Annotated in this window: 16 protein-coding genes and 2 pseudogenes; 8 read left to right on the forward strand and 10 right to left on the reverse strand. The window is 60.0% G+C overall.

The window, feature by feature from the left end; all coding sequences use genetic code 11:
* A pseudogene (locus AC3EDY_RS15260) lies at nt 1–104 on the forward strand (IS630 family transposase); the annotation flags it as partial.
* On the opposite strand, the gene AC3EDY_RS15265 reads toward AC3EDY_RS15260, so the two are convergent.
* The 4 genes from AC3EDY_RS15265 to AC3EDY_RS15280 form a co-directional block, all read right to left on the reverse strand.
* Nucleotides 76–1,206 (reverse strand): recombinase family protein, encoded by a 1,131-nt coding sequence (locus AC3EDY_RS15265; RefSeq protein WP_488573356.1) that lies wholly within the window; start codon nt 1,204–1,206, stop codon nt 76–78. The pseudogene AC3EDY_RS15260 and the gene AC3EDY_RS15265 sit on opposite strands and share 29 nt — an antisense overlap.
* Nucleotides 1,203–1,505, reverse strand: a complete 303-nt coding sequence (locus AC3EDY_RS15270) for a helix-turn-helix domain-containing protein (RefSeq protein WP_488573357.1) — start codon at nt 1,503–1,505, stop codon at nt 1,203–1,205. The genes AC3EDY_RS15265 and AC3EDY_RS15270 overlap by 4 nt, the downstream gene beginning before the upstream one ends.
* Nucleotides 1,502–1,861, reverse strand: coding sequence for a type II toxin-antitoxin system RelE/ParE family toxin (locus AC3EDY_RS15275; RefSeq protein ID WP_488573358.1), 360 nt, complete (start codon nt 1,859–1,861; stop codon nt 1,502–1,504). The genes AC3EDY_RS15270 and AC3EDY_RS15275 overlap by 4 nt, the downstream gene beginning before the upstream one ends.
* A gap of 609 nt (nt 1,862–2,470) precedes the next feature.
* Nucleotides 2,471–3,904, reverse strand: coding sequence for a DUF3363 domain-containing protein (locus AC3EDY_RS15280; protein ID WP_488573359.1), 1,434 nt, complete (start codon nt 3,902–3,904; stop codon nt 2,471–2,473).
* 478 nt (nt 3,905–4,382) lie between these two features.
* Here AC3EDY_RS15280 and AC3EDY_RS15285 point away from each other — a divergent pair.
* Nucleotides 4,383–5,164 (forward strand): IS5 family transposase gene (locus AC3EDY_RS15285; RefSeq protein ID WP_488573360.1). Its coding sequence is split into 2 segments (ribosomal slippage): nt 4,383–4,710 and nt 4,710–5,164, totalling 783 coding nucleotides; the frame shifts between segments, so codons are not numbered across the junction.
* Here the strand turns inward: AC3EDY_RS15285 and AC3EDY_RS15290 are convergent.
* Both AC3EDY_RS15290 and AC3EDY_RS15295 read right to left on the reverse strand, forming a co-directional pair.
* A pseudogene (locus tag AC3EDY_RS15290) lies at nt 5,157–5,411 on the reverse strand (transposase); the annotation flags it as partial. The gene AC3EDY_RS15285 and the pseudogene AC3EDY_RS15290 sit on opposite strands and share 8 nt — an antisense overlap.
* Nucleotides 5,412–5,514: 103 nt before the next feature.
* Nucleotides 5,515–8,103, reverse strand: coding sequence for a TonB-dependent receptor (locus AC3EDY_RS15295; RefSeq protein WP_488573361.1), 2,589 nt, complete (start codon nt 8,101–8,103; stop codon nt 5,515–5,517).
* A gap of 243 nt (nt 8,104–8,346) precedes the next feature.
* Between AC3EDY_RS15295 and AC3EDY_RS15300 the strand changes: the two genes are divergently transcribed.
* Genes AC3EDY_RS15300 through AC3EDY_RS15315 form a run of 4 tightly spaced genes read left to right on the forward strand, consistent with a single transcriptional unit; the run spans nt 8,347 to nt 12,586 of the window.
* Nucleotides 8,347–9,711 carry an aldehyde dehydrogenase family protein gene (locus AC3EDY_RS15300; protein ID WP_488573362.1) on the forward strand — a complete coding sequence of 455 codons (1,365 nt, stop codon included), beginning with the start codon at nt 8,347–8,349 and terminating at the stop codon, nt 9,709–9,711.
* A 35-nt stretch (nt 9,712–9,746) separates the two neighbouring features.
* Nucleotides 9,747–10,481, forward strand: a complete 735-nt coding sequence (locus AC3EDY_RS15305; RefSeq protein WP_488573363.1) for an SDR family oxidoreductase — start codon at nt 9,747–9,749, stop codon at nt 10,479–10,481.
* A 13-nt stretch (nt 10,482–10,494) separates the two neighbouring features.
* Nucleotides 10,495–11,952 (forward strand): aldehyde dehydrogenase family protein, encoded by a 1,458-nt coding sequence (locus AC3EDY_RS15310; RefSeq protein ID WP_488573364.1) that lies wholly within the window; start codon nt 10,495–10,497, stop codon nt 11,950–11,952.
* A gap of 10 nt (nt 11,953–11,962) precedes the next feature.
* A complete protein-coding gene (locus AC3EDY_RS15315; protein ID WP_488573365.1) occupies nt 11,963–12,586 on the forward strand; it encodes a glutathione S-transferase family protein in 624 nt (207 codons plus the stop codon).
* 12 nt (nt 12,587–12,598) lie between these two features.
* Here the strand turns inward: AC3EDY_RS15315 and AC3EDY_RS15320 are convergent, their stop codons facing one another.
* From AC3EDY_RS15320 to AC3EDY_RS15330, 3 genes are read right to left on the reverse strand one after another with little or no spacing between them, the layout of a single operon-like run.
* Nucleotides 12,599–13,594, reverse strand: a complete 996-nt coding sequence (locus AC3EDY_RS15320; RefSeq protein WP_488573366.1) for an LLM class flavin-dependent oxidoreductase — start codon at nt 13,592–13,594, stop codon at nt 12,599–12,601.
* Nucleotides 13,591–14,703, reverse strand: coding sequence for an NAD/NADP octopine/nopaline dehydrogenase family protein (locus AC3EDY_RS15325; RefSeq protein ID WP_488573367.1), 1,113 nt, complete (start codon nt 14,701–14,703; stop codon nt 13,591–13,593). Before AC3EDY_RS15325 ends, AC3EDY_RS15320 begins: the two co-directional genes overlap by 4 nt.
* A gap of 21 nt (nt 14,704–14,724) precedes the next feature.
* Nucleotides 14,725–15,600: a p-hydroxycinnamoyl CoA hydratase/lyase gene (locus AC3EDY_RS15330; RefSeq protein WP_488573368.1), complete on the reverse strand. Its 876-nt coding sequence runs from the start codon at nt 15,598–15,600 to the stop codon at nt 14,725–14,727.
* Between the two features lie 141 nt (nt 15,601–15,741).
* Between AC3EDY_RS15330 and cofH the strand changes: the two genes are divergently transcribed.
* Complete coding sequence (cofH, locus tag AC3EDY_RS15335; protein WP_488573369.1) at nt 15,742–18,105, forward strand: 5-amino-6-(D-ribitylamino)uracil--L-tyrosine 4-hydroxyphenyl transferase CofH; 2,364 nt, start codon at nt 15,742–15,744, stop codon at nt 18,103–18,105.
* Nucleotides 18,106–18,110: 5 nt separating this feature from the next.
* The gene (locus tag AC3EDY_RS15340) at nt 18,111–19,691 is read left to right on the forward strand and encodes an MFS transporter (RefSeq protein WP_488573370.1); all 1,581 of its coding nucleotides are present in this window, start codon (nt 18,111–18,113) and stop codon (nt 19,689–19,691) included.
* On the opposite strand, the gene AC3EDY_RS15345 is transcribed toward AC3EDY_RS15340, so the two are convergent.
* A complete protein-coding gene (locus AC3EDY_RS15345) occupies nt 19,675–20,919 on the reverse strand; it encodes an MFS transporter (RefSeq protein WP_488573371.1) in 1,245 nt (414 codons plus the stop codon). The genes AC3EDY_RS15340 and AC3EDY_RS15345 overlap by 17 nt on opposite strands.
* Nucleotides 20,920–21,069: the final 150 nt, after the last annotated feature.

Consider the following 21,069-nt stretch of genomic DNA (forward strand, 5'->3'; position numbering starts at 1 on the left):
GGACTGTCCCCGAACTCTGGGATGCCATTCGCGATGCGCTGCCACGCTTCACACCCCACGAATGCACAAATTACTTTATCGCAGCAGGTTATGAGCCAGAGTGATCGGAATCTGCTCTAGCGCGTCCAGCTTCTCCATCGGAACCGTCATGCCGGTGCAGGCGGTCGGCCCCTGCCGGGCCTTGGTCGAGCAGCTATAGTAGCGATACCTCCCACCCTTGCCGGTGCGGCTGGTCATCGCCCCGCCGCACTTGGCGCAATGGATCAGACCGGTAAGCAGCGTGGGACCGCCAACGACCTGCGGCGGTGTTACCTTCGGGTTGCGCGCCTTCATCCGAGCCTGAACGGCGTCGAAAGTCTCCTGATCGATGATCGGCGGCACGGCGACCGGGATGACTTCTTCATCCGGCTTGTTCTCGCCGTTCTTGGTGCGCCGGTTGAACTCGTGATCCCCAATATAGGTCCGCCGGGTCAGCATCCGGTGGACGGTGCCGATGCCCCAACGTCCGCCGTCGCGCGTGTAGATGCGGTGCTCGTTGAAGTACTTGGTGATCGCCTTGACGCCCATCGGTCCAGACGTGCCGTCGCCCTCCAGCGCCAACCGGAACGCGAGCCGCACCGTCTCGGCGTGGATCGGGTCAATCTCCAGCTTCTTCTTGATCTTGGCCCCGCGCTGCTCGGCAGCGGCGACGCGGTAGCCGATCGGCGGCAGCGAGCCGTTCCAGAACCCCTGCCGGGCATTCTCCTTCAAGGCGCGAAGCACGTGCTTGGCGTTCTCTTTGGACTGATACTCGTCGAACAGCGCCATGATCTGGCGCATCATGACGTGCATCGGGTCGTCGCCCATCTCCTGGGTGATCGACACAAGGCGAATGCCGTTCTTCGCCAGTTTGCGGACGTAGAACTCCAGCTCGAAGTGATCGCGGAAAAAGCGGCTGAACGAGTGGACGACCACTACCTCGAACGGCGCGGGCTTCGCCGTCCCGGCCTCGATCATCTGCTGGAACTCGGGGCGGCGGTCGTTAGTGGCGGATGCGCCTGCGTCCACGAAGGTCTCGACGAGCTGGTAGCCGCGCGCGGCGCAATAGGCTTCACCCTGCTTGCGTTGGTTGGGGATCGACACGTCATGCTCGGCCTGCCGCGCGGTCGAGACGCGCAAATACAGGGCGGCGCGCAGCGGCACGGTGCTCGGTGGCGCGGCGGTCATGCCGCCTTCCTCAATGCGCGCTGCACCGCCTTGGGGTCGCGGTCGATGACGAGGAGATAGGCCCGCGCCGGGCCTTCCGGGGCGCGCTGCTTCTGTTCCCAATGCCGGAGCGTCTTGATCGAGAAGCCGAACCGTCCGGCAAACTCCTCCTGCGTCATGTCGAGCTTTGCCCGGATCGCCTTCACGTCGATCTCCTGCGGGATATGCACCCCAAAGCGGCTGGTGTCCGCCGTGCCTTCGGCATAGGCGACGGCCTCCTCCAGCCCGCGCCGGATGCTGTCGGCGATCTTGCTCGTCATCGCTTGCTCCTTTTCGCATAGGTATCCGCCAGCAGCGCGGTCAGGCGGCGGAAGTCGTTACGGTCAGCCTGACTCAAGTCTGCCCGCTCATTCTTGGCATAGGCGGTTAGCGCAAACAGCGGCATGGCCTCACTGTGGTAGAAGTAGACCACCCGCGCGCCGCCGCGCTTGCCGCGTCCCTCCAGTCCCCAGCGCAGCTTGCGGACCCCGCCGGTGCCAGGGATCAACTCACCCGCTGCCGGGTTATAGGCGAGATAATCCACCAACAGGCCGCGCTCCTCGTCCGTCATCATGCGCCGGGTCGCCGCCAGAAACTCGCGCGTCTCGACGACGCGGACGGGCGCTGGTTTCGACATGACTCTACATACTCCAATGAGGTACTCAATGCAAGCGTGCTGATTTGAGCGTGACGGGAAAGTGGGAGGCTCAGACAGGACCAAACAGCTCATCGAAAAGGTCGCCGAACCATGCCTCGAACACCGCGATCTCGGCGTCGGTGACTGGGACCTTTGCGGGCCAATCATCGGTCACGCGCCACCTCGCCACGTCATGCCTGGGCGGACGACCGGGAAACGGCCACGGCGCGCCAAGCAAGGCTTCAAGTTGCTCGGAGGCGGTGGGTTCGTGGTGGCGGCGCGATGGGCGGGGCATCGCGCCAGAGTCGGCGAAGCAGGGCCACAGCGGAACCGCCCATGTCTACGCCATACTACGCTTCGTGTTGTCGCGCGCAAATACAGGGGCGCGGCGGCTGGTTGCAGCGCACGGCGTGGATAGCGTAGCAGCCAAACGCACCTCAACTCGTTCTTCGGTTCGGCGCACTGGCGTTCTTCCGTCCCGGTGGATGATTTCGAAGCGGCGGACGGGCGACGGCGGTCAAGGTCGGCGTCAGCCGCCCGTAGGGCTTGACCTTGAGGGCCGTTGGCCGACCGCCGAGGCTTGGCGGCGCTGGGCTAGCAGTGCGCCGTTCACAGCCCCAGTCCCCGGTTGCGTCCGAACGACCAGTCCACGCCGCCGCCCGACATGGCGACCCCGCTGATGTGCTGGCCGAGGCGCTTTTCCAGCGGGTCGCTCCAAGGGACGAGCTGGAAGCCCAGGCCATTGTCGATCATCGCGAACCGTCCGCTGGCAATCTGGGTCGAGCCAACGAGTTTGCCGGAGATATATTCGCCGGGGGCTGATAGCTGCCAGCTCAGGCCGCGCTCGGCGGCAAGCGCCTTGCCGACGCGGCTGATGTCGGCGTGCTCCAGCCGGGTGATGATGTCCTTAGGGGCGTGGAAGCGACTTTGCCCGCGATCCTCGGCAAAGCCCATGTCGGCAAGCGCACGTTTGCGGGCGTCCCACGCGGCGCGCACGTCACCGCCGAACCCCGTATGCGGCATGGTCTCGCGCCCGCCGCCGATCATCGTCCGGTCGAGCCAGGTCGCACCTTCGTGTCCGATCTGCCGGTTGAGTGGCAGGTCTGACAGCGTTTCGATGCGCGGACCTTTGCCAAACCGCTGCCGGTCATGGGCCAGACCGCGTTCGGGCAGGTCGGCAGGGATGGTCCAGCGATCGGCATCGAGCCGCTCGACGATCCCGGCGCGACGCAAGGCTTCCAGCCTGCGGACGTGCGACTGGACATGACGCTCGTGATCGATCCGGGGCATAGTCTCGCGAACGGAGTCCAGATGCCTGCTGGGACGATAGATGCCGTTGGCGTCGGTCTGTTGCAGAATTTTCTCATCGGCAACGCGCGGGGTGCTCGGCGGCGGGTCCACCGCTATGATGCTGCCGCGCCGGATGTCCTCGACCTTGACCGCCGGAACCTCCAGATGATGGACACGCCCGTCCACGCCGTCGATGGTCAGGCCCATCCGTTCGCCAAGCTCGTCGCTGCCAAGCCCCTTGGCGACGACGCGCCCGACGATCCGTTCGGTCGGTGTGGCACGATGCACGGTGTAGCCCGCATAGGCCCGCTGTTCCGCCAGCCCCTCGCGGTCCAGCGCCTGGTGCATCGTCTTGATGATGTCGCCGCGCGTGCCCAACTCGCGCAGCATTGGTTCGGCGCGCGGCGATATCGTCCAGATGCCCGGCGTGTGCTCGGTCGCCAGCCCCATGCGCTTCAGCTTGCGGGCACGGTCGATCAGCAACGCCCGGTTCTGGCGCATGGTCTCGGCCATGTCCTTGTCGGGCCGAAGGTCCGCAAACTCGTTGCTGGCCGCCTGCTCGGCGATCAGCATCCGGTCGAGCCGGGTGAAGCGTTCGGCATCCACTTCGCGCTCAAGCTGGCGGCTGACCTCCTGCTCGGTCTGACGGCCCAGTTCTAGGGTGACGATCTCGCTTGCCCGTTCGCGGATACCATAAGCGATGTAATCCCCGGCGATGTCGAGCCGCTTGCCGTCGTCGGTTACGCCGCGCATTAGGCGGCGTGGACAAATTCCACGGTGCCCTCGCGCTGAGCTATGACTGCGGCATTTGCCGAAATCCCGGTTTGATTTAGAATAGCGAGATGCAATTCCGAACGCTCCGCATTGAAGTGTCCGCCCGCGTGATCGGGGTGTGGGCGCTGGCGCTCGCGCTGCCCGGTCTGATGTTTGGCTCTCTCATCATTGTGATAGCTACATTCTCTGTGCCCTTTTTGATTGCTGCCGCTGTCCTTTCCCTCTGGTTTGGGGCCGCGATCCTGCGTCGCCCGATATCTTGGTCTCTGGCAGCGATAGCCGTTCCGCTATTTGGCAGCTGCGTGATTTTTGGCCGGGCAGGCTTGTTGTCTCTGGCCATAACCGTGCCAGCAGCCTGCTATTTCGTTGCGTCGCTTCGTATCATTCCACCGACACAAAGAGACCAGATTGACGTAGCCTCCAGTCGCTGATTCAAGGCTGCTTTTTGGAGGCAGGCTTGAGCAGGGGTGATCTCACTGAGGCGGAATGGCGCGTTCTGAAGGACTTGCTGCCAATCGAGCCTGAGAACCGTAGCCGAGGCAGGCCGCCTGAGCAGAACCGCTCCATCATCAACGGCATTCTCTGGCGGCTCCGCTGCGGAGCGCCGTGGCGCGATGTCCCGCCCAAGTATGGCAGTTGGAACACCATCTATCGTCGGTTCCGGCGGTGGAGTGAGGCCGGGGTCTGGGAGGCCGTTGCCGTAACGTTGGCCGAGATCATGGCCGACAGCGGCCACTACAGCATCGACAGCACCACAGTCCGCGCCCACGTTTCGGCAGCGGGTGGAAAAGGGGGACTTATCGACGCGCTCTTGGCCGCTCGCGGGGCGGGTTCACCAGTAAACTTCACTGTCTGGCTGATGCCCTTGGACGGCCAGTCGCCTTCTACCTGACGGGCGGCGAGGCCGCAGATTGCAAAGCGTATGATGATTTGATCGACCTGCCTGAGCAGGCACCCGACGCATTCCTTGCCGATAAAGGCTACGATGCCGATGCCATCCGCACCGATCTTGCCGAACGAAAGATCAAGGCCGTCATCCCTGGCCGGTCAAACCGCCGTGTGAAGATCGAGTATGATCGAGTGCTCTACAAACAGCGCAATCGGATCGAGCGCATGTTCGGCCAACTCAAGATCAACCGCGCCATCGCCACCCGCTACGACCAGCTTGCCAACAGCTTCCTCGGCATGGTCCATCTCGCCACCGCTAGATACTGGCTCAAATTTGTCCACGCCGCCTAGGATAGAAGTACCGCTGCACAGTCGAGAGCGGCGGGAAATCCTTGGGCAGCATCCGCCACTGGCAGCCGCTCGTTGCCAGGTAGAGGATCGCGTTCAAGACCTCGCGCAAGTCCGTCGCCCGCGGACGCCCACCTTGCCGCGCCGCCGGAAACAGCGGCGCGATCAAACCCCACTCCTCATCTCGCAAATCACTTGGATAACGCAGGCCAGCACGGCTATGCTGGCGCCGAGTGATATCGGTCCACATGATTGAATCCTGTAAGTTTTTGGCGAAACCACAGAATCAACCCTGTGACAGCGCATCAAGCGCAACCAACTGATATCACTCAACTACTTTTGAAGACGGGCTCTCAGAAATTGAACTCAGCCGATATGCCGAAGGTTCTGGGATCTGCCAGGAAGGCTTGAGTGGATAAGCCCGCCGTGGGATCATTCAACGCCTGACCGACAATGACCTGACGGTTGCCCAGGTTTCTTACGAACGCACGCAAGGTCCATGCGTTGTCCGTCGGCGCAAGCGTCAAGCTCAGGTCGATGCGATCGTAACCAGGCATACGGTCTGCCGCATCGTTAAAGATCCGCGAGTAAGACGCTGACTGCAGATAGTAATCAATTCGTGGAGTCAGATCGAGATTGTCGATCGGAATGGCATACTGCAACCCTGTATTAAACGTCCATTCAGGTGCATACTGCAGCGATCGTCCTCTCACGTTAACTGGAACACCGGATATTGCCGACTGGCTTGAACAGCCTCGGGCGATATCGTTTGCGTTGTTTGGTACCGCGCAGTTGGATCCATTGTTTGCGTTCTTGAAGGAGGTGTAGTTCGAATTGCCTCCTGTTACATCCCGCAAGTCGACGATCTCGCCGGAGCGGATCGATGTGTGCAGATATCCCAGCGTAGAGTTGATGCTAAGTCCGCGGATAGGTTGTGCTTGCAACTCAGCTTCCAGGCCCCCAATGCGAGCGTCGATATTATCGTTTATCGCTGTGTTATCGACAATTTGAGAGACCTGCAAGTTCTTATAGATGTAATAAAAACTGGTTAAATTAAATAGTATTTTATTATTGAAAAGAGAGTTCTTCATACCCACTTCAAAAGACGTAATATCTTCCGGCTTGAAGCGGGTTGGAATATCAGGGTTGTTTGATACCGTGTTGAAGCCGCCACCCTTGAATCCCGTTGAAATCGAACCATAGATCAAGGTCTTGTCTGTCAGGCCAGGAATGGAGGTTTTATAGTCCGCCAGAACTCGCCCTGTGACTCGCCGCCATGAACCTGATTGGTATTCATATGGAGTATCATTTCCGCTGAAGAGAATCGTTCTGGAGTTGATGCTTTTGCTATCGTAAGTGTAGCGGGCACCGACCGTGATCTTGAGATCGGGATTGATCCGCCAATACGCTTCTCCAAATGCGGCGTAAGATTCGAGTTTCGACGGGGTGGTCTGTGAACTGAAATAATAGTTCGGCGAGAGGCCAATTATCCGCCCACCTGTCTCGAAACCACTTGAGAAAACAGAGTAAGCGGAATTGTTCTTGGAGTTCAGATAAAATGCTCCAGCGAGAAAATCCCATGATCCGCTAAAATGAGATTGCAGCCTCAATTCCTGCGTGTACTGCGTGAGATCACGACTGAATTCGTCTACGGAGTAAAGATTGTTTACAACCCTTCGATCGCCGGACAATGAGGTTTGGGTTGAAATTTGGCCGTTGGGAAAAATCGCGAGAGCAGTGGAACTGGCGCCGAGAGATACGAAGCTCGAATTCGCGAGCTGATCGTAGTCGGCAAAGCTCGAATTCCAACTGTTCTGATAGCCCGATGTTGAAGTCAGTTTAAGTTCGCCAATGTCCTGTTCGAGAATGAGCGTCGCTACAGTTTCCTTTACCCTATTGCTCGGATTGTAATCGAGTCGCACGCGCCGCAAGTCGCTGGGATTGGATGCTGTGGTGACGGTACCCGGATTGATGAGAAAGACTCGCCCTGACGTCGCGAACGCAGGAATCGTGCCGTTGAGCAAGCCTGCGAGTGTGCCATTGTTGGCCGGTGTTCCGAAACCTACGGAGGTGCCCACGCAGCCCTGGTTGTACGGGAAGGGTCGGGTATCCGTAGTACAAAGCAATTTTCCGATGCGGGAGCGGTTGGAGTTTTCGTGGAAGTGATCCACCGACAAGCGCACACGCGTCGTCTCGCTAAAGTCAAGCTTTACAGAGCCGCGAATTGCCCATTGATTGCGTCCGTCAATGCGGCTGCCGTCATACTCATTGAAAGTAAAGCCATCGCGATTGAGATAGTAACCAGCGAAACGAATGGCAAAATTTTCCGAAATCGGCACGTTCACCGCGCCTTTCAGGCGCCGACTATCGTAATTGCCATATTCGGCAAATGCATAACCCTCGAAATTATCGCTCGGCGTGCGCGTGATGATATTCAGCACGCCAGCAGGCGCATTGCGGCCGTACAGCGTTCCCTGGGGTCCCCGGAGGACTTCGACTCGTTCAACATCGAAAAAGTCGGTCTCGACGATGCGTGGCGAAGTGAGGGGGGCACCGTTCACGTGCACACCGACGCCCTGGTCGATCGTCGCGCCGATCAGGTTTGTTCCGATGCCGCGTATCGAAAGGTTTGCATCGCCAAACCCATTGCCGGTGAACTGCAGGTTGGGTACGCGGTAGCGAAAGTCGCTGGCGCCCAGAACGCCCTGCTTTGCAAGACTGGCGCTGGAGAAGGCGCTGATCGCGACCGGAACGCTTTGAATCGACTCTTCCCGCTTCTGGGCAGTGACGACGATTTCCTCGATTTTCGTCCCAGCGTCTCCGGCACCATTGGATGGAACCTTCGTGTCCGGTGCGGTCTGGGCCCATGCGGGCGAGGCTGTGATCAACGCAATTGAAAATCCGATAATAGAGTTATCACGGAACCCAACAATCTTGGCCATTGCAATATCCCCCACTAGGAATGACCGGTATGCTCAACAGCCAGTCTATCGTTTTCATTATGTTTTATATAAAGCCGCCAACATTTGACCGATTTCATTTTTATGACTGGCAACCACCGCAAGCTTTTATGTCTGATCGGGCTTGTTCGTTGAACGAACATGGCAGGGTGGCGTGGGTAGAGGCTCGCGTTAATATGCAACGGAACAGGCAGCGTTACTCAGCTATATCGAGATATAACCAGCATGTTGCCAGATCTTGATTCGATCAGTCCTATTGATCGCAGCCGAATCGGCAAAGTTGCCGTTACGCCCCCCGAAGCGATTGGTGGCATTGTTGGCCGAGCAGCATCGGCGCAGGTTAACTGGGCAATGACGCCGCTTGAAACCCGGCTTGCCATGATTGATGGCTTGCGTGGCAAACTTGAAGATGAGGGCGAGCAGGTGGCCGCGCTCATCACTGCAGAGATGGGAAAGCCGATAACGCAGGCTCGTGCAGAGGTACGGAAGTGCCAGGCAAAGCTGGCAGGTTTCCTTTCGGATATCGGCGCGGCCCTTTCCGAAGAGACGATCGTCGATGCTGGCGTACGAAGCGTTCTGCGCTTCGATCCGCTTGGAACATGCGCTGTTATCACGCCATGGAATTTTCCGCTGATGATGGCACTGAATCTGATTGTACCAGCGCTCGCCGCTGGCAATTCGGTCGTGTTCAAGCCATCCGAGGAGACCCCGGTCGTTGGGGAGTGGCTCTACAAGGCTCTGGCACCGGCGCTTCCGGCGGATGTTCTTTGCCTGGTCCAAGGCAACGAGGTGCAAGGACGCGCACTGGTTGCCGCTGACGTTGATCTTATTGCTTTCGTTGGATCGACCGAAGCTGGAAAACATATCATGGCCGCCGCGGCCGGAGGTTTGAAGCGGGTTCTGCTCGAACTCGGTGGAAAGGATCCGCTTATCGTTTTTGACGACGCGGACCTTGATGCGGCCGCACGATTTGCAGTCGAGAACGGATTTTCAAACGCCGGGCAGGTATGTGTCAGCACCGAGCGCGTTCTTGTGCAAAGTGCGGTATTCGAGCCTTTCACCGACAAGGTTCGCGCGCTAACGCAACTGGAGCGACAAGGCGATAGTCGGGAAGCAAGCACGACAATCGGCCCAATGGTCAATCGCGCCCAGTACGACAAGGTGATCGCACAGGTCGATGAGGCAATCGCAATGGGCGCTGTCGTTCTTGCTGGCGGGCACCGCGATGAAGACGGCCTTCTGATCGAGCCGACCGTGCTGGGATCGGTCAATCCCGACTCGGTGATCGCCAAGCGCGAAACTTTCGGCCCTGTCATCACGATCGCATCATTCGAGACCGACGAGGAAGCTGTTGCGGTGGCAAATTCATTGCCTTTTGCCCTGGGCGCTTCCGTCTTCTCGCGAGACGTTGATCGGGCAGCAGCAGCAGCTGCCCGACTCAAATCCGGAATGGTCGGCATAAACCGGGCCTGCGGAGCAAGCCATCGTAGCCCCTGGGTTGGCGCACGGTGGAGCGGATACGGGTTTCACGGTTCGGTTTATGGCCACCGGCAGTTCACCCAAACGCGGGTCATCAATATCGCGGACTGACGAAGCTTTCGTCCGCACTTTCTGGAAGGCTACTCATGAAGACGTCGGGTAACTCGGTCTTGATAACCGGTGGCAGCGAGGGCATCGGTTTTGAACTCGCCAAGCGCTTTCTTGCCACAGGCAACGAAGTTCTGGTCTGCGGCCGCCGCCTCGAATCGCTGGAGCGTGCTGCGGCCCTGCTGCCCGGGCTCAAGACGAAGCAGTGCGATGTCACCGTGCATGAGGACCTTGTCGAATTGGTGCGCCATGCCGAAGAGGTGCTTCCGAACCTGAACGTGCTTGTGAACAATGCAGGCATTCAGTTCAATGTCCTGTTTGGCTCGAAGGACTTCACGACGGATAACCTGCGCACCGAGATCGATGCCAATTTCGTGGCACCTCTGGTGCTGACAAAGTTGCTATGGCCCAAACTTTCGGCGGCGCCCGATGCGGCCTTGGTGAATATCTCGTCCGGGCTGGGTATCGTCCCCAAGAAAACCGCGGCGGTCTATTGCGGCACCAAGGGTGGCATCCACCTTTTCACCAAGGGTTTGCGGTATCAGGTAAAAGACGCTCGGCTGCGCGTGTTCGAGATTATTCCTCCCCTGGTTGACACGGCAATGACCAAGGGGCGGGGCAGCGGCAAGCTGACGCCGTTGCAGTTGGTCGACGAATTCTGGGACGCGTTCGCGCGCGACGAACTCGAAGTCCGTATCGGCAAGACGAAGATCCTGTTCGCGTTGATGCGGCTCTCACCGAAAATCGCCGAACGCATCATGCGTGACCTCTAGGCCTGCAGCAACCATGGAACTGGGATCCGCCAATCGTATCACGATGCTCATCGGAGAAGAGCGCTCTTCTTCGTCCAATGGCGCGACGATCGAAGCGCTCGATCCGGCTACAGAGGAAGTCATCGGACATGTGCCCGAGGCCACGCCTCAGGATGTCGATCGAGCGGTCGAAGCCGCAACCATCGCTCAGCGCGACTGGGCTGCCCTAACGTATGAGGAACGCGCGGCTCTCCTGCGAAAGCTGGTGGTCCGTATTACGGCGAATGCCGATCTGGTTCGCAGTGTCGAGGTGCGGGATACCGGCAATACCTGGTCGGCGATGGCGCTCGATGTGGAAAAATCGATTGCTCAACTCGAGTACTATCTGGCAGCGGGAGTCGAGGCGAAAGGGGCCGTGCCATCGGCACCTCCCGGACGATTGAGCTTTACGCAGCTCGAACCGTTCGGCGTGGTCGGCCGCATCGTTCCCTTCAATCATCCCTTCATGTTCATGGCGGGCCGCGCGGGCGCTCCCTTGATCATGGGCAACACGCTGGTGATCAAGGCCCCCGAGACGAGCTCGCTATCGGCCCACCTTTTCGCAGACGCATGCCAGGCGACGTTGCCGCCGGGCGTCGTTAACATCATAACGGGATACGGGCGCGGTGCAGGTGATGCACTTGTCCGCCATCCGGCGGTCAAGCGGATCGCGTTTACGGGCTCTACCGCGACGGGGCTGTCGATCCAGCGCGCGGCAGCCGAATCCGGGGTTAAGCATTTGAGCCTGGAGCTTGGCGGCAAGAATCCCATGCTGGTCTTTCCGGATTGTGATTTTGACGCAGCGGTATCCGCCACAATCAAGGCGATGAATTTCGGATGGCAGGGGCAGTCATGCGGCTCCACCAGCCGTGTCTTCGTGCATGACTCGCTCTATGCCCGCTTCGTTGATGCCGTGGGGGCACGCATGGCGGCGCTGCGGGTAGCGCATCCGATGGATCCGCAAGCGGAAGCAGGGCCTGTCAATTCACTTCAGCATTATCGCCACGTGATGGGCCTGATTGACCGCGGTCGTTCGGAAGGAGCGCGGATAATCTGTGGCGGAGGTCGTCCGACAGGCCAGGAATTTGAACGGGGATACTGGATTTCGCCGACCTTGTTCGCCGATGTGGCACCGGCGATGTCGATCGCGCGGGAAGAAGTATTCGGCCCGGTATTGTCGATACTTCGCTGGTCTGACGAAACCGAACTGCTCGCACTTGCCAATAGCCTTGCTTATGGCCTCACCGCGTCGGTCTGGACGCGCGATCTTGATCGCGGCCTGCGTTTCGCGCGCGCTGTCAGAGCGGGGTATGTATGGGTTAACGGCGGTGGCGCGCATCATCTTGGCTTGCCGTTTGGCGGCTATGGCAACAGTGGTATCGGCCGCGAGGAGTCGATCGAGGAGTTGGTTTCCTTTACTGAGGCAAAGGCCATCAGTGTTTATCTGAACTGAGGGGCAGACTGTGACTCTAACGATCTATGGCAGGAAAAACTCCTCAAACGTTCAGAAGGTCCTGTGGGTTTGCGCCGAACTCGGCCTTGCATTTGATCGGATCGACAAGGGCCGGGAGTTTGGCGGTCTCGACGGCGAAGATTTCCGTCGGATCAATCCGAATCGTTTGGTTCCGGTCATAGTTGACGGCGATTTTCGGATCTGGGAATCGAACGCTATAATCCGCTATCTCGCGCGGCGGGAAGGACGCCAGGACTTGATGCCTGCCGAAGCCGCACGGGCTGGTATTGTCGATCAATGGCATGACTGGCAACTCAGCCTGCTTGGGCCAGCCTTCACGCCGCTCTTCCACGAGTTGGTGCGCAAGCCCGAAAACCTGCGAAATCCCAAGATTATCGCCACAAGCATTGTTGACGTTCATGCGGCACTTGCCGTTCTGGATGAACAACTTTCTCAAACTCGTTTTGTCGCCGGCGAGAACTTGACGCTCGCCGATGTGCCGCTTGGCATTTACGCATATCGCTGGTTGAACTTCGATGTCGAGCGGCCGGTTTTGCCCCACCTTGAGGCATGGTATGCCCGGCTGGTGGAGCGGGAAGCTTTCCGGCAGCATGTCATGGTCGGCTTGGCGTAGTAGGATCGCCCTTCAATGTCCCGCGACCTCGCGCACCAGTTCGAGCGCGAGTATCTGCTCTTCGGGTGTTCCACTCACTTCGATGACCGGTTCCGTGAGCCCAATGTCGATGTACCGCTGCAATTGGTCACGACAGCTTTTCGGGCTTCCTACAACTGCGAAGGCGCGCACGGCCTCAGCCGGGACGAGTGCGGCGGCTGCATCGATGTCTCGCTTGAAGACCGCTTCGATTATCGCCTCCTGATCGATAGCGAAACCAGACGACTCAATATTGGCCCGATGCGGCGGACTGCGAAACAGGAAAGCGAGCTTCTTGCGCATCGTCCATTCTGCAGCTGCTTCGTCATTCGAGATGGCGCAATAAATCAATCCTGCACGGCGAAAATCGCTGAGGTCCCGGTTCTTGCGTTCCGCACCGATCGCAATCTGATCAAGGCTCCATTTTGCGTGGGCGGGAGTCAGCCCTCCCGACAGCAGGACACCGTCACCCGTTTCGCCAGCAAGCTGGAGAATTTTTTCACCTGTCGATGCCACGTAGATCGGGATTGGCCCCGGCGCCGTGAATGCCATGCGCATGCCGTTCAGGCGGTATATCTGGCCGTCGCGATGCACCGGCTCGCCCGACCATAGCGCGCGCAGATCTTCGATGTATTCGCGGATCACGCGCAAGGGCCGATCGGCCGCAATGCCCGATTCCTCGAGGTTGCGGATGTTACCCACGGAGATAGCGATTGCCGTGCGGCGGGGGGCCAATTCGGCGATTGTCGCCATCGCCATCGCCGTCGGGCTGGGATGCCACAGATAGGGGCTGACGGCTGTTGGGATAATCATCGCATTCCTGGTCGCCACGGCCATTGCAGCCGAAGCGGTCAGGCCGTCGCGATAGCCCATGTGTTCGGCATACCAGATACCGCCAGCACCAGCTTCTTCCGCCGCCGCTGCAAGCTCGAGAGTCTGGGCAGCGTTCAGAAAGCCGTCAAATGCGATGCCGAGATAGGGTTTGGTCATCGAAGATCTCCGCTGGTCACAAAGGCTATCAAGTCTGCAGGGGTCATGTCGGCGATGCCGAGGTCTGCCAGACCCGTGCCGGTTCTAAGGAAATCGATGTCTCGGGTTGCGGATGCAATGGCGATCATCGCGTCGATAACTGGGGTCGGCACGTCGACCAGGCGGGCAAGGGAGGCAATCGGCACAAGGCCGGAACCGACATCCTCGTCGATGTAACGGTCGGCGAGCGAGGATGGCGCCTTGATCGTGCGGTTCGCCTCGCTGCGCTGGCAGGCGGTGTATACCGAATTGCTGGCCAGGCCGGCATCGTCGGTCAGGCCTGCCTGATGAAACAGCTGCAGGAAGCTGCGCGCCGGAATCCCGAGCGCCGCGGCGATAGCCATCCTTTCGGCATCCAGCAGTTCGATGGTGCGCGCGACCGATGGAGTCAAACCCTGTTTATAAAAGAGAAAATTCCCGCCCGTATGTTCAATCCACCCCGCATTCATCAGCATCCCGGGGGGGTGAAACACGGCGTTGACGTTGCCAAGCCCTGTTTCCAGAACGTTGGTGGCGGGACTGATAGAGGGGAACACAGGCCTAATGATGTGAGCGAGATTTTCAGTCTCGGTGGCCGGGAGTGCAGCAAAGCCGAGCTGGTCGACCTGCTTGTAGATGCCGACGTGCGCGGGGCCTTCTTTCCGGCTGACATACGCTAGGGTGACGACCTCGCACAGTCTGGGTATCGGACCATCGGCCCGCCGCAGCAACTCCCGAAAATGCAGCCCGCCACCCGTATGGCCCGGGTTGAGGAGAACCACGCTGTCGTGGTCTATGCACGGCGCAAGGGCATCGGCACAGGCCTTGTGCGCGATTGAGGGAAGTACGACAATAATAAGATCAGCGCCCTGCACTGCTTTTGCGAGATCGGATGTCGCCCCTGCCAACCGCGCCTTTCCCGTGATGACGCCGGAGACATCGATCCCACCGTTGTCGATAACCGGCTGGATCTGCTCGCTGCGGCGCCCGTGAAGAACGACGTCGAAGCCACGCAGTGCAAGGTCGGCTGCTGTGGCAAATCCGCCATTACCCGCGCCCAGCACGGCGACGCGTTCGATAGTCTTCTTCACGGGACCGCTCCTTGAATTGAATTACTTGCCGCTGATCCGGAACGACTCAAAGGCAGGGCGGTAGCTCTTTTCGTCGAGGAACTGTCGCAACCCTTCATTGTACGAGTTTTCCGGGTCGTTGACTTTGATGGCAGCATTTTTTTCAGCAAGATAATCATACGCCTGTCCGAAATCCATGGTGCGGACATGGCGGATGGCCTGCTTGGTGGCGCGCAGCACCCGCGGGCTCTTGGTCATCAGCTTCTGCGCCAGAGCAATTACTTCGTCCCGCAGCGTCTCGGCCGGGAAGCACTTGTTGACCATACCGATCCGTACCGCTTCGGCTGCATCGAACGGCTCGCCAAGGCAGGCGTAGTAAAGTGCATGACGCGGCAGGCAGTAGTCGCTGACGACTTTGCTGACGAGCGCGCCCGGCAGAATGCCCCAGTTCACTTCCGACAAAGAAAAGGTCGCATTGTTGGCCGCAAGCGCGAAATCGGTAGCAAGGAGTTGCATGAACGCCCCCCCGACGCAGAATCCTTCCACCATCGCGATCGTCGGCTTGTTGTACCCATAGAGCTTGGCCCAACGCCATTCGTTCGCGGCATCCTGCGCCCGCTGGAAATCTGCTGGGCTCTGGTTGTTTTCGCGGAAGAATTCCTTCAGGTCCTGTCCAGCGCTGAAATGCCCGCCTTCTCCGCAGACCACAAGGACCTTGACCCGATCGTCATATTCAAGGTCAGTCAAGATATCGCGCATCTCGAAGTGCAGGCCCGGGTTCATGGCGTTGCGCTTGTGCGGGCGATTGAGTTTAACCCAGGCGATGCCGTCGGCAATCTCAATACGAATGAATTCGCGCTCGATCAATTCGGCTTCGCGCGCCGCGGTTGGGGCATCATTTACAGTGGTCATGTTCATGGTCACATACCTTTCGTTCCGTCTGGAGGCGATTTAGGCGGTCGGTCACGCGATCATTGGCAGATGGCGCGCCGTGTTCGCGCAAGGAACGTACCCATTAGGCTCTACGGCGCGGAATGATGCGCGCTTAGAAGTCGGAACATGATCGACACCGCCTTTCCAAGCGCGACTTGTCAGTCGCCAGAGCATATTAATGCCTTTGCAGCTGTCAGCGCGCAGGGCATCGACGATATATGTGCTGCCGCGCGATCCGCAGCGTACGCAGGTCCTGCCAATATCGTCACTTTCTCCCCAAAGGTGTTTATCCCCATCACCCAGTTGTGCCGTGACGTTTGTCATTACTGCACCTTTGCAAAAGCGCCGCGGGCGGTGGCAGCACCCTATATGTCTCCCGGCGACATTCTCGAAATTGCCCGCGCAGGAGTGCGGGCGGGGTGCCGCGAAGCACTGTTCACAGTCGGGGATCGACCGGAGAGCCGATACGCGGTCGCTCGCGAAGCGCTTGAAAAGCTTGGCCATACTTCTACCGCCGGCTTTCTGGCCGAAATGGCGGGGCTGGTGATCCGCGAAACGGGTTTATTGGTGCACGTCAATGCTGGAATCCTGACCCGCGAAGAGATCGCGCAACTGCGACCGGTGACGGCTTCGATGGGCGTTATGCTCGAGACGCTAGCCGACCGACTTTGCGAACCTGGCGGTCCCCACTTTGGCTCGCCCGACAAGCGGCCCGAGGTCCGCATCAGGATGCTTGCCGATCTCGGCCGCGCCTCCGTGCCGACAACCACAGGCCTTTTGATCGGCATCGGCGAAACCCGGCGCGAGCGCATCGAGGCGCTGTTGGCCCTCCGCGATCTTCACGACGAGTTTGGCCATATCCAGGAAATCATAATCCAGAGCTTCCGCGCCAAGCCGGGTACGAAGATGGCTGCGTCGCCAGAGCCGGATCTGGACGAGCAGCGATGGACAATCGCCGTCGCACGGCTGATCTTCGGCGCCGCGATGAGCATTCAGGCGCCGCCCAACCTGCATCCCGAAGATGTCGGAGCCCTTATCGATGCAGGATTGAACGATCTGGGCGGAATTTCCCCGGTAACGTTGGACCATGTCAATCCAGAAGCCCCATGGCCGGCAATTGCGGCCTTACAGGCGGCATGCGCGAAGCGGGGCAAGACATTGGTGCCGAGGTTGACGGTCTATCCTTCCTACATTGCGGCGGCCGATCGCTGGATAGATCGCGGGCTGCAAGGGGCAGTGATGCGTCTTGCCGATGCGTCGGGTCTGGCGCGCGACAGTTCCTGGCATGCGGGCACATCCGTGTCGGTGCCTGAGCCGAGCGTTCCGGCGCCCTTCGTTTGGGATGAAAACCGGCGCAACTTGCATCGGGTCCTGGCCAGGGCAGCACAGGGCCGCGAGCTATCGCTTGGCGATATGGAATTCCTGTTCGAACAGCGCGGTGATGACGCACAAGCGGTCGGTCACGCCGCGGACGATCTTCGCCGCGACCTATGTGGCAATGCGATATCCTATGTGATCAACCGGAATATCAATTACACCAATATCTGCTCCTATGCGTGCGGGTTTTGCGCCTTCTCCAAGGGGCGTCGTGGAGGCGAGCGAGACGCAGCGTATCTGCTTGATCTTGAAGTGATTGTGTCGCGGGCTCGTGAGGCGCGGGAACGCGGCGCCACAGAAGTCTGTCTGCAGGGCGGGATACACCCCAGCTTTACCGGGCAGACCTACCTCGACATCTGCAAGGCAATCCACGCAGCTGTGCCAGGACTGCACATTCATGCTTTCTCGCCGCTCGAAATCTACCATGGGGCGACTACGCTTGGTATAAGTTTGCGCGAATTCCTCATGGAGCTGCGCAGCAACGGCCTGGGATCGCTGCCGGGGACCGCCGCCGAAATTCTTGATGATGACGTTCGTGCCATCATCTGCCCCGACAAGATTTCGTCGGCGCAATGGATTGAGGTGATTCGGACCGCGCATTCGATTGGTCTGCCCACGACCTCGACGATGATGTTTGGCCACGTCGACACACCGGCGCATTGGGCGGCGCATTTGCTTGCGCTGCGACGGCTGCAAAGCGAGTCCGGTGGGATCACCGAATTCGTGCCACTGCCCTTCGTTGCTTCGGAAGCGCCAATATTCAAACGCGGCAAAGTGCGCGCCGGTCCGACATTCAGAGAAGCGGTGCTGGTCCATGCCGTTGCCCGGCTGGCGTTGTGCCCGCTCATTCCGAACATTCAGACCTCATGGGTAAAGATGGGGCGGGCTGGGGCTCAAAAATGTCTCGAGATGGGTGCCAACGATCTCGGCGGTGCGCTGATGGACGAGTCCATAACCCGTGCGGCCGGCGCGCTTCACGGGCGAGAACTCGAAGTCGGTGACATTCGTGACTTGATCGTCGGGATCGGCCGAAGCCCGCATCAGCGCACAACGCTTTATGGCGCTGCGCCGACAGCCGCACAGACCGTACCGATCCTCGCAGCCGGCCACTGATCGCGATGTCCGAAGCGTCGGTCGGACCGCGGTTCACTGCGCTGTGGGTTGCAACGATCGTTGCCAACGCCGGTAACTGGATACGAGACATGGCTGCCGCCTGGCTGATGGCGAGCCTCGCAGTTTCGACTGCATCGATTGCGCTCGTACAAACCGCCACACTCGCACCTATGGTCCTACTTGCCCTGCCTGCAGGCGCGATCGCCGATCTCGTCGATCGGCGTCGCCTGCTGATTGCGACGTATATGGCGACGTTTTTCGTGGTCCTGTCGCTTGCCGCACTGGCTCACGCGGATTGGATTACCCCTGAACTGCTCCTGCTGTTTTGCGCCTTGGCTGGGATCGGTACGGCAATAACGGGGCCAGCGTGGCAGGCGATTATCCCGGATGTTGTGCAGCCCTCGGCGCTGAAAAACGCCATGGCCTTGAACAGTGTCGGAATAAATGTCGCTCGAGCGGTGGGGCCTGCAATCGGAGGCGCGCTTCTTGTCACGGGTGGCGTATCGGTCGCTTTTGTGGCTGCCGCTGTTGCATGCCTGGCGCCTATGGCCGTTTTGGCGACAGTTCGCCGGGCCCTGCCGTCGCAACCACCGCGCGAGACTTTGCTACCGCGCGAGACTTTGACGAGCGCCGTTCGTGGCGGCATTCGCTATGTCGCCGCCAGCAGGAGGCTTCAGCGCGTGCTGATCCGGGCGGCGAGCTTTTTCCTGGTTGGAAGCGCGCTCTGGGCGTTGTTGCCTGTCATCGTGCGGGAAGGGCTTGGGGGCGACGCCGATACCTACGGACGCTCGCTCGCCGCGATCGGCATAGGGGCCCTGCTCTGCGCACCGTTGTTAGGTCTGCTTCGACAACGCCTGAGTGCGGGGCGCCTTGTCTGCGCGGGCGGGATCATTGTGTCTCTCGTGATCGGTACGCTCGCGTTTTCTCCCGGACTCACGATCGCGCTGGCGCTTCTCCTGTTGGCAGGCGGAGCCTGGATCGCGGTCGTTTCGACGCTTTTCACGGTGGTCCAGGCCGTATTGCCGGCATGGGTACGCGCGCGGGGGCTCGGGCTCTTCTTCATGATCTTCTACGGCAGCATGGCACTCGGTTCCTATGGGTGGGGTGTGCTGGCATCGGTTACGTCGATCGGAACGACGTTGCTTGCCGTCGCCGCGCTGGGCGTGGTCGTTGCCGTGGTCGCTGCAGGCGTGGAGCTACCGATTGACGATGCCGATCTCAGTCCTGCACGCGCCTGGGCCGATCCTGAAGCCGCACAGGCAATCGATGGTTCAGCAGGCCCCGTCATGGTCACGGTGGAATATACCGTTGCCGAAGCCGATCGCGACCAGTTCAGATCGGCCATCGGCGTTCTCAACTGCGTCCGGCAGCGTAATGGCGCCATTTTGTGGCATGCTTTTGAAGATGTCGCCCGCCCGGGCCGGTTTACCGAAATGTATCTTGAGGAAAACTGGGCGGCGCACCTTCGTCATCATGCTCGCATGAGCAAGGCTGATGCCGCAACGCAGGCCGAAGTCTTAGCAGTCGCATCCTCGACCGTTGTGCGGCATTTTGTATCGGCCAATGCTGTCAGCCCTGCGGCTTGAATTCCGGGTAGCGGCCGAGGAGGAACATCGACAGGGTCGAAACGGCCAGACCCACCGCACCGCCCTGGAGGAGCAGGTCATAGTTGCCAAAAAGATCGAATCCCTTGCCAAAAATCGCCGGTCCGCCGCCCAGGCCAAGGGCGAACATCACGTTGAGCAAAGCGTAAATCTGCCCGAACGCCCGCAGGCCGAAATACCGGCCGACTATGTAGGCGAGAATATCGAACTCGGCGCCGACACCGATGCCCACGAGAAACGCGCAAGTGATCGCCACCCACCCACTGGCCCCGTTGCCAAGGAGAGCAAGACCGATCACCGGGCCGATGAACAAGCCGAGCATGACCCATGAGGCATGAAAACGGTCGAGCAGCAGACCCGTCACGAGGCGGCTCGTGATCAGCGCAAGACCGAATGCCGACATTGTCGCGGCTGCAGAAGCGGCGGACAGTCCGCGATCAGTGAGCAGCGGAACCATATGCACGGTGGCTCCGGTCAGCGTGGCGGCGACGACGAGGAAGGCCAACCCGATGATCCAGAAACGCGCGCTGCGGAGTGCCGCGCTTGTCGTCAATCCCAGCGCTTTCGACGTCGCCGGGTTCTGGGTCGCTTTCGGCGGGTCTTTCAGGAGCAGATAGACCGCGGGGACTGCGGTGACGAAAACGACCGCGCCGAGCCCGGCAAACGCGGTACGCCAGCTTGCGCTGCTGATGAGCGCCTGTGCCAGCGACGGCAGAACCGCAACGCCTAGACCGGCGCCCGCAAGGCCCAATCCCAGCGCCAAGCCGCGGCGATGGTCGAACCACCCGGAGATCGCAGCCGCATAGGGCACGGGCGACTGACCGACCCCGAGAAACGCAGCAAACGCATACCAGAAAACAAAAATCCCGACCGAGTTGGGAACGAAATACAGTGACATCAGGCCTAAGCTGAACGCGATCACCGAGGTGAGTATCACCGCGCGGGGGCCAACCGTATCCACCAGGCGCCCGACGAACGGCGCGCCGACAGCCCACGAGATGGCAGCGATACCGGTGGCTGCGGAAAGCTCACCACGTGTCCAGCCGGTATCTTCCGAGATGGGTTTGAGGAACACGCCGAACGTGTTCAGCGCAACAGGTCCGGCGCTTACCGCGAGGCCGCAGGCGGCCGCGGCCACAATGGACCAGTTCCTGTCGATAGCCCCGTCGAGGCCGTTGCGCTCGATTGCGTGTCCCGAAGTCATGATCATTGGTCTCCGATGTCTGGTCGGAAACTCTAGCCAAACGGCTTGACGTTCATCGGCATCGGCCATTGATGTTCGGCAGGTGAACGCTTGCTGGTTGCAATGCCGGCACCCGCACTGCGTCTGAGAAACAGAGGCGTCGGCCTTCGAAAGGAC

The sequence above is a fragment of the Novosphingobium sp. DS6-6 genome, assembly GCF_057784975.1.

Coding starts and splice junctions, on each gene's coding strand:
- AC3EDY_RS15320 (WP_488573366.1), bottom strand. CDS start 13,594: ATGACCAAACCCTATCTCGGCATCGCATTTGACGGCTTTCTGAACGCT.
- AC3EDY_RS15295 (WP_488573361.1), bottom strand. CDS start 8,103: ATGGCCAAGATTGTTGGGTTCCGTGATAACTCTATTATCGGATTTTCA.
- AC3EDY_RS15265 (WP_488573356.1), bottom strand. CDS start 1,206: ATGACCGCCGCGCCACCGAGCACCGTGCCGCTGCGCGCCGCCCTGTAT.
- AC3EDY_RS15305 (WP_488573363.1), top strand. CDS start 9,747: ATGAAGACGTCGGGTAACTCGGTCTTGATAACCGGTGGCAGCGAGGGC.
- AC3EDY_RS15340 (WP_488573370.1), top strand. CDS start 18,111: ATGTCCGAAGCGTCGGTCGGACCGCGGTTCACTGCGCTGTGGGTTGCA.
- cofH (WP_488573369.1), top strand. CDS start 15,742: ATGATCGACACCGCCTTTCCAAGCGCGACTTGTCAGTCGCCAGAGCAT.
- AC3EDY_RS15280 (WP_488573359.1), bottom strand. CDS start 3,904: ATGCGCGGCGTAACCGACGACGGCAAGCGGCTCGACATCGCCGGGGAT.
- AC3EDY_RS15345 (WP_488573371.1), bottom strand. CDS start 20,919: ATGATCATGACTTCGGGACACGCAATCGAGCGCAACGGCCTCGACGGG.
- AC3EDY_RS15275 (WP_488573358.1), bottom strand. CDS start 1,861: ATGTCGAAACCAGCGCCCGTCCGCGTCGTCGAGACGCGCGAGTTTCTG.
- AC3EDY_RS15310 (WP_488573364.1), top strand. CDS start 10,495: ATGGAACTGGGATCCGCCAATCGTATCACGATGCTCATCGGAGAAGAG.
- AC3EDY_RS15300 (WP_488573362.1), top strand. CDS start 8,347: ATGTTGCCAGATCTTGATTCGATCAGTCCTATTGATCGCAGCCGAATC.
- AC3EDY_RS15330 (WP_488573368.1), bottom strand. CDS start 15,600: ATGAACATGACCACTGTAAATGATGCCCCAACCGCGGCGCGCGAAGCC.
- AC3EDY_RS15270 (WP_488573357.1), bottom strand. CDS start 1,505: ATGACGAGCAAGATCGCCGACAGCATCCGGCGCGGGCTGGAGGAGGCC.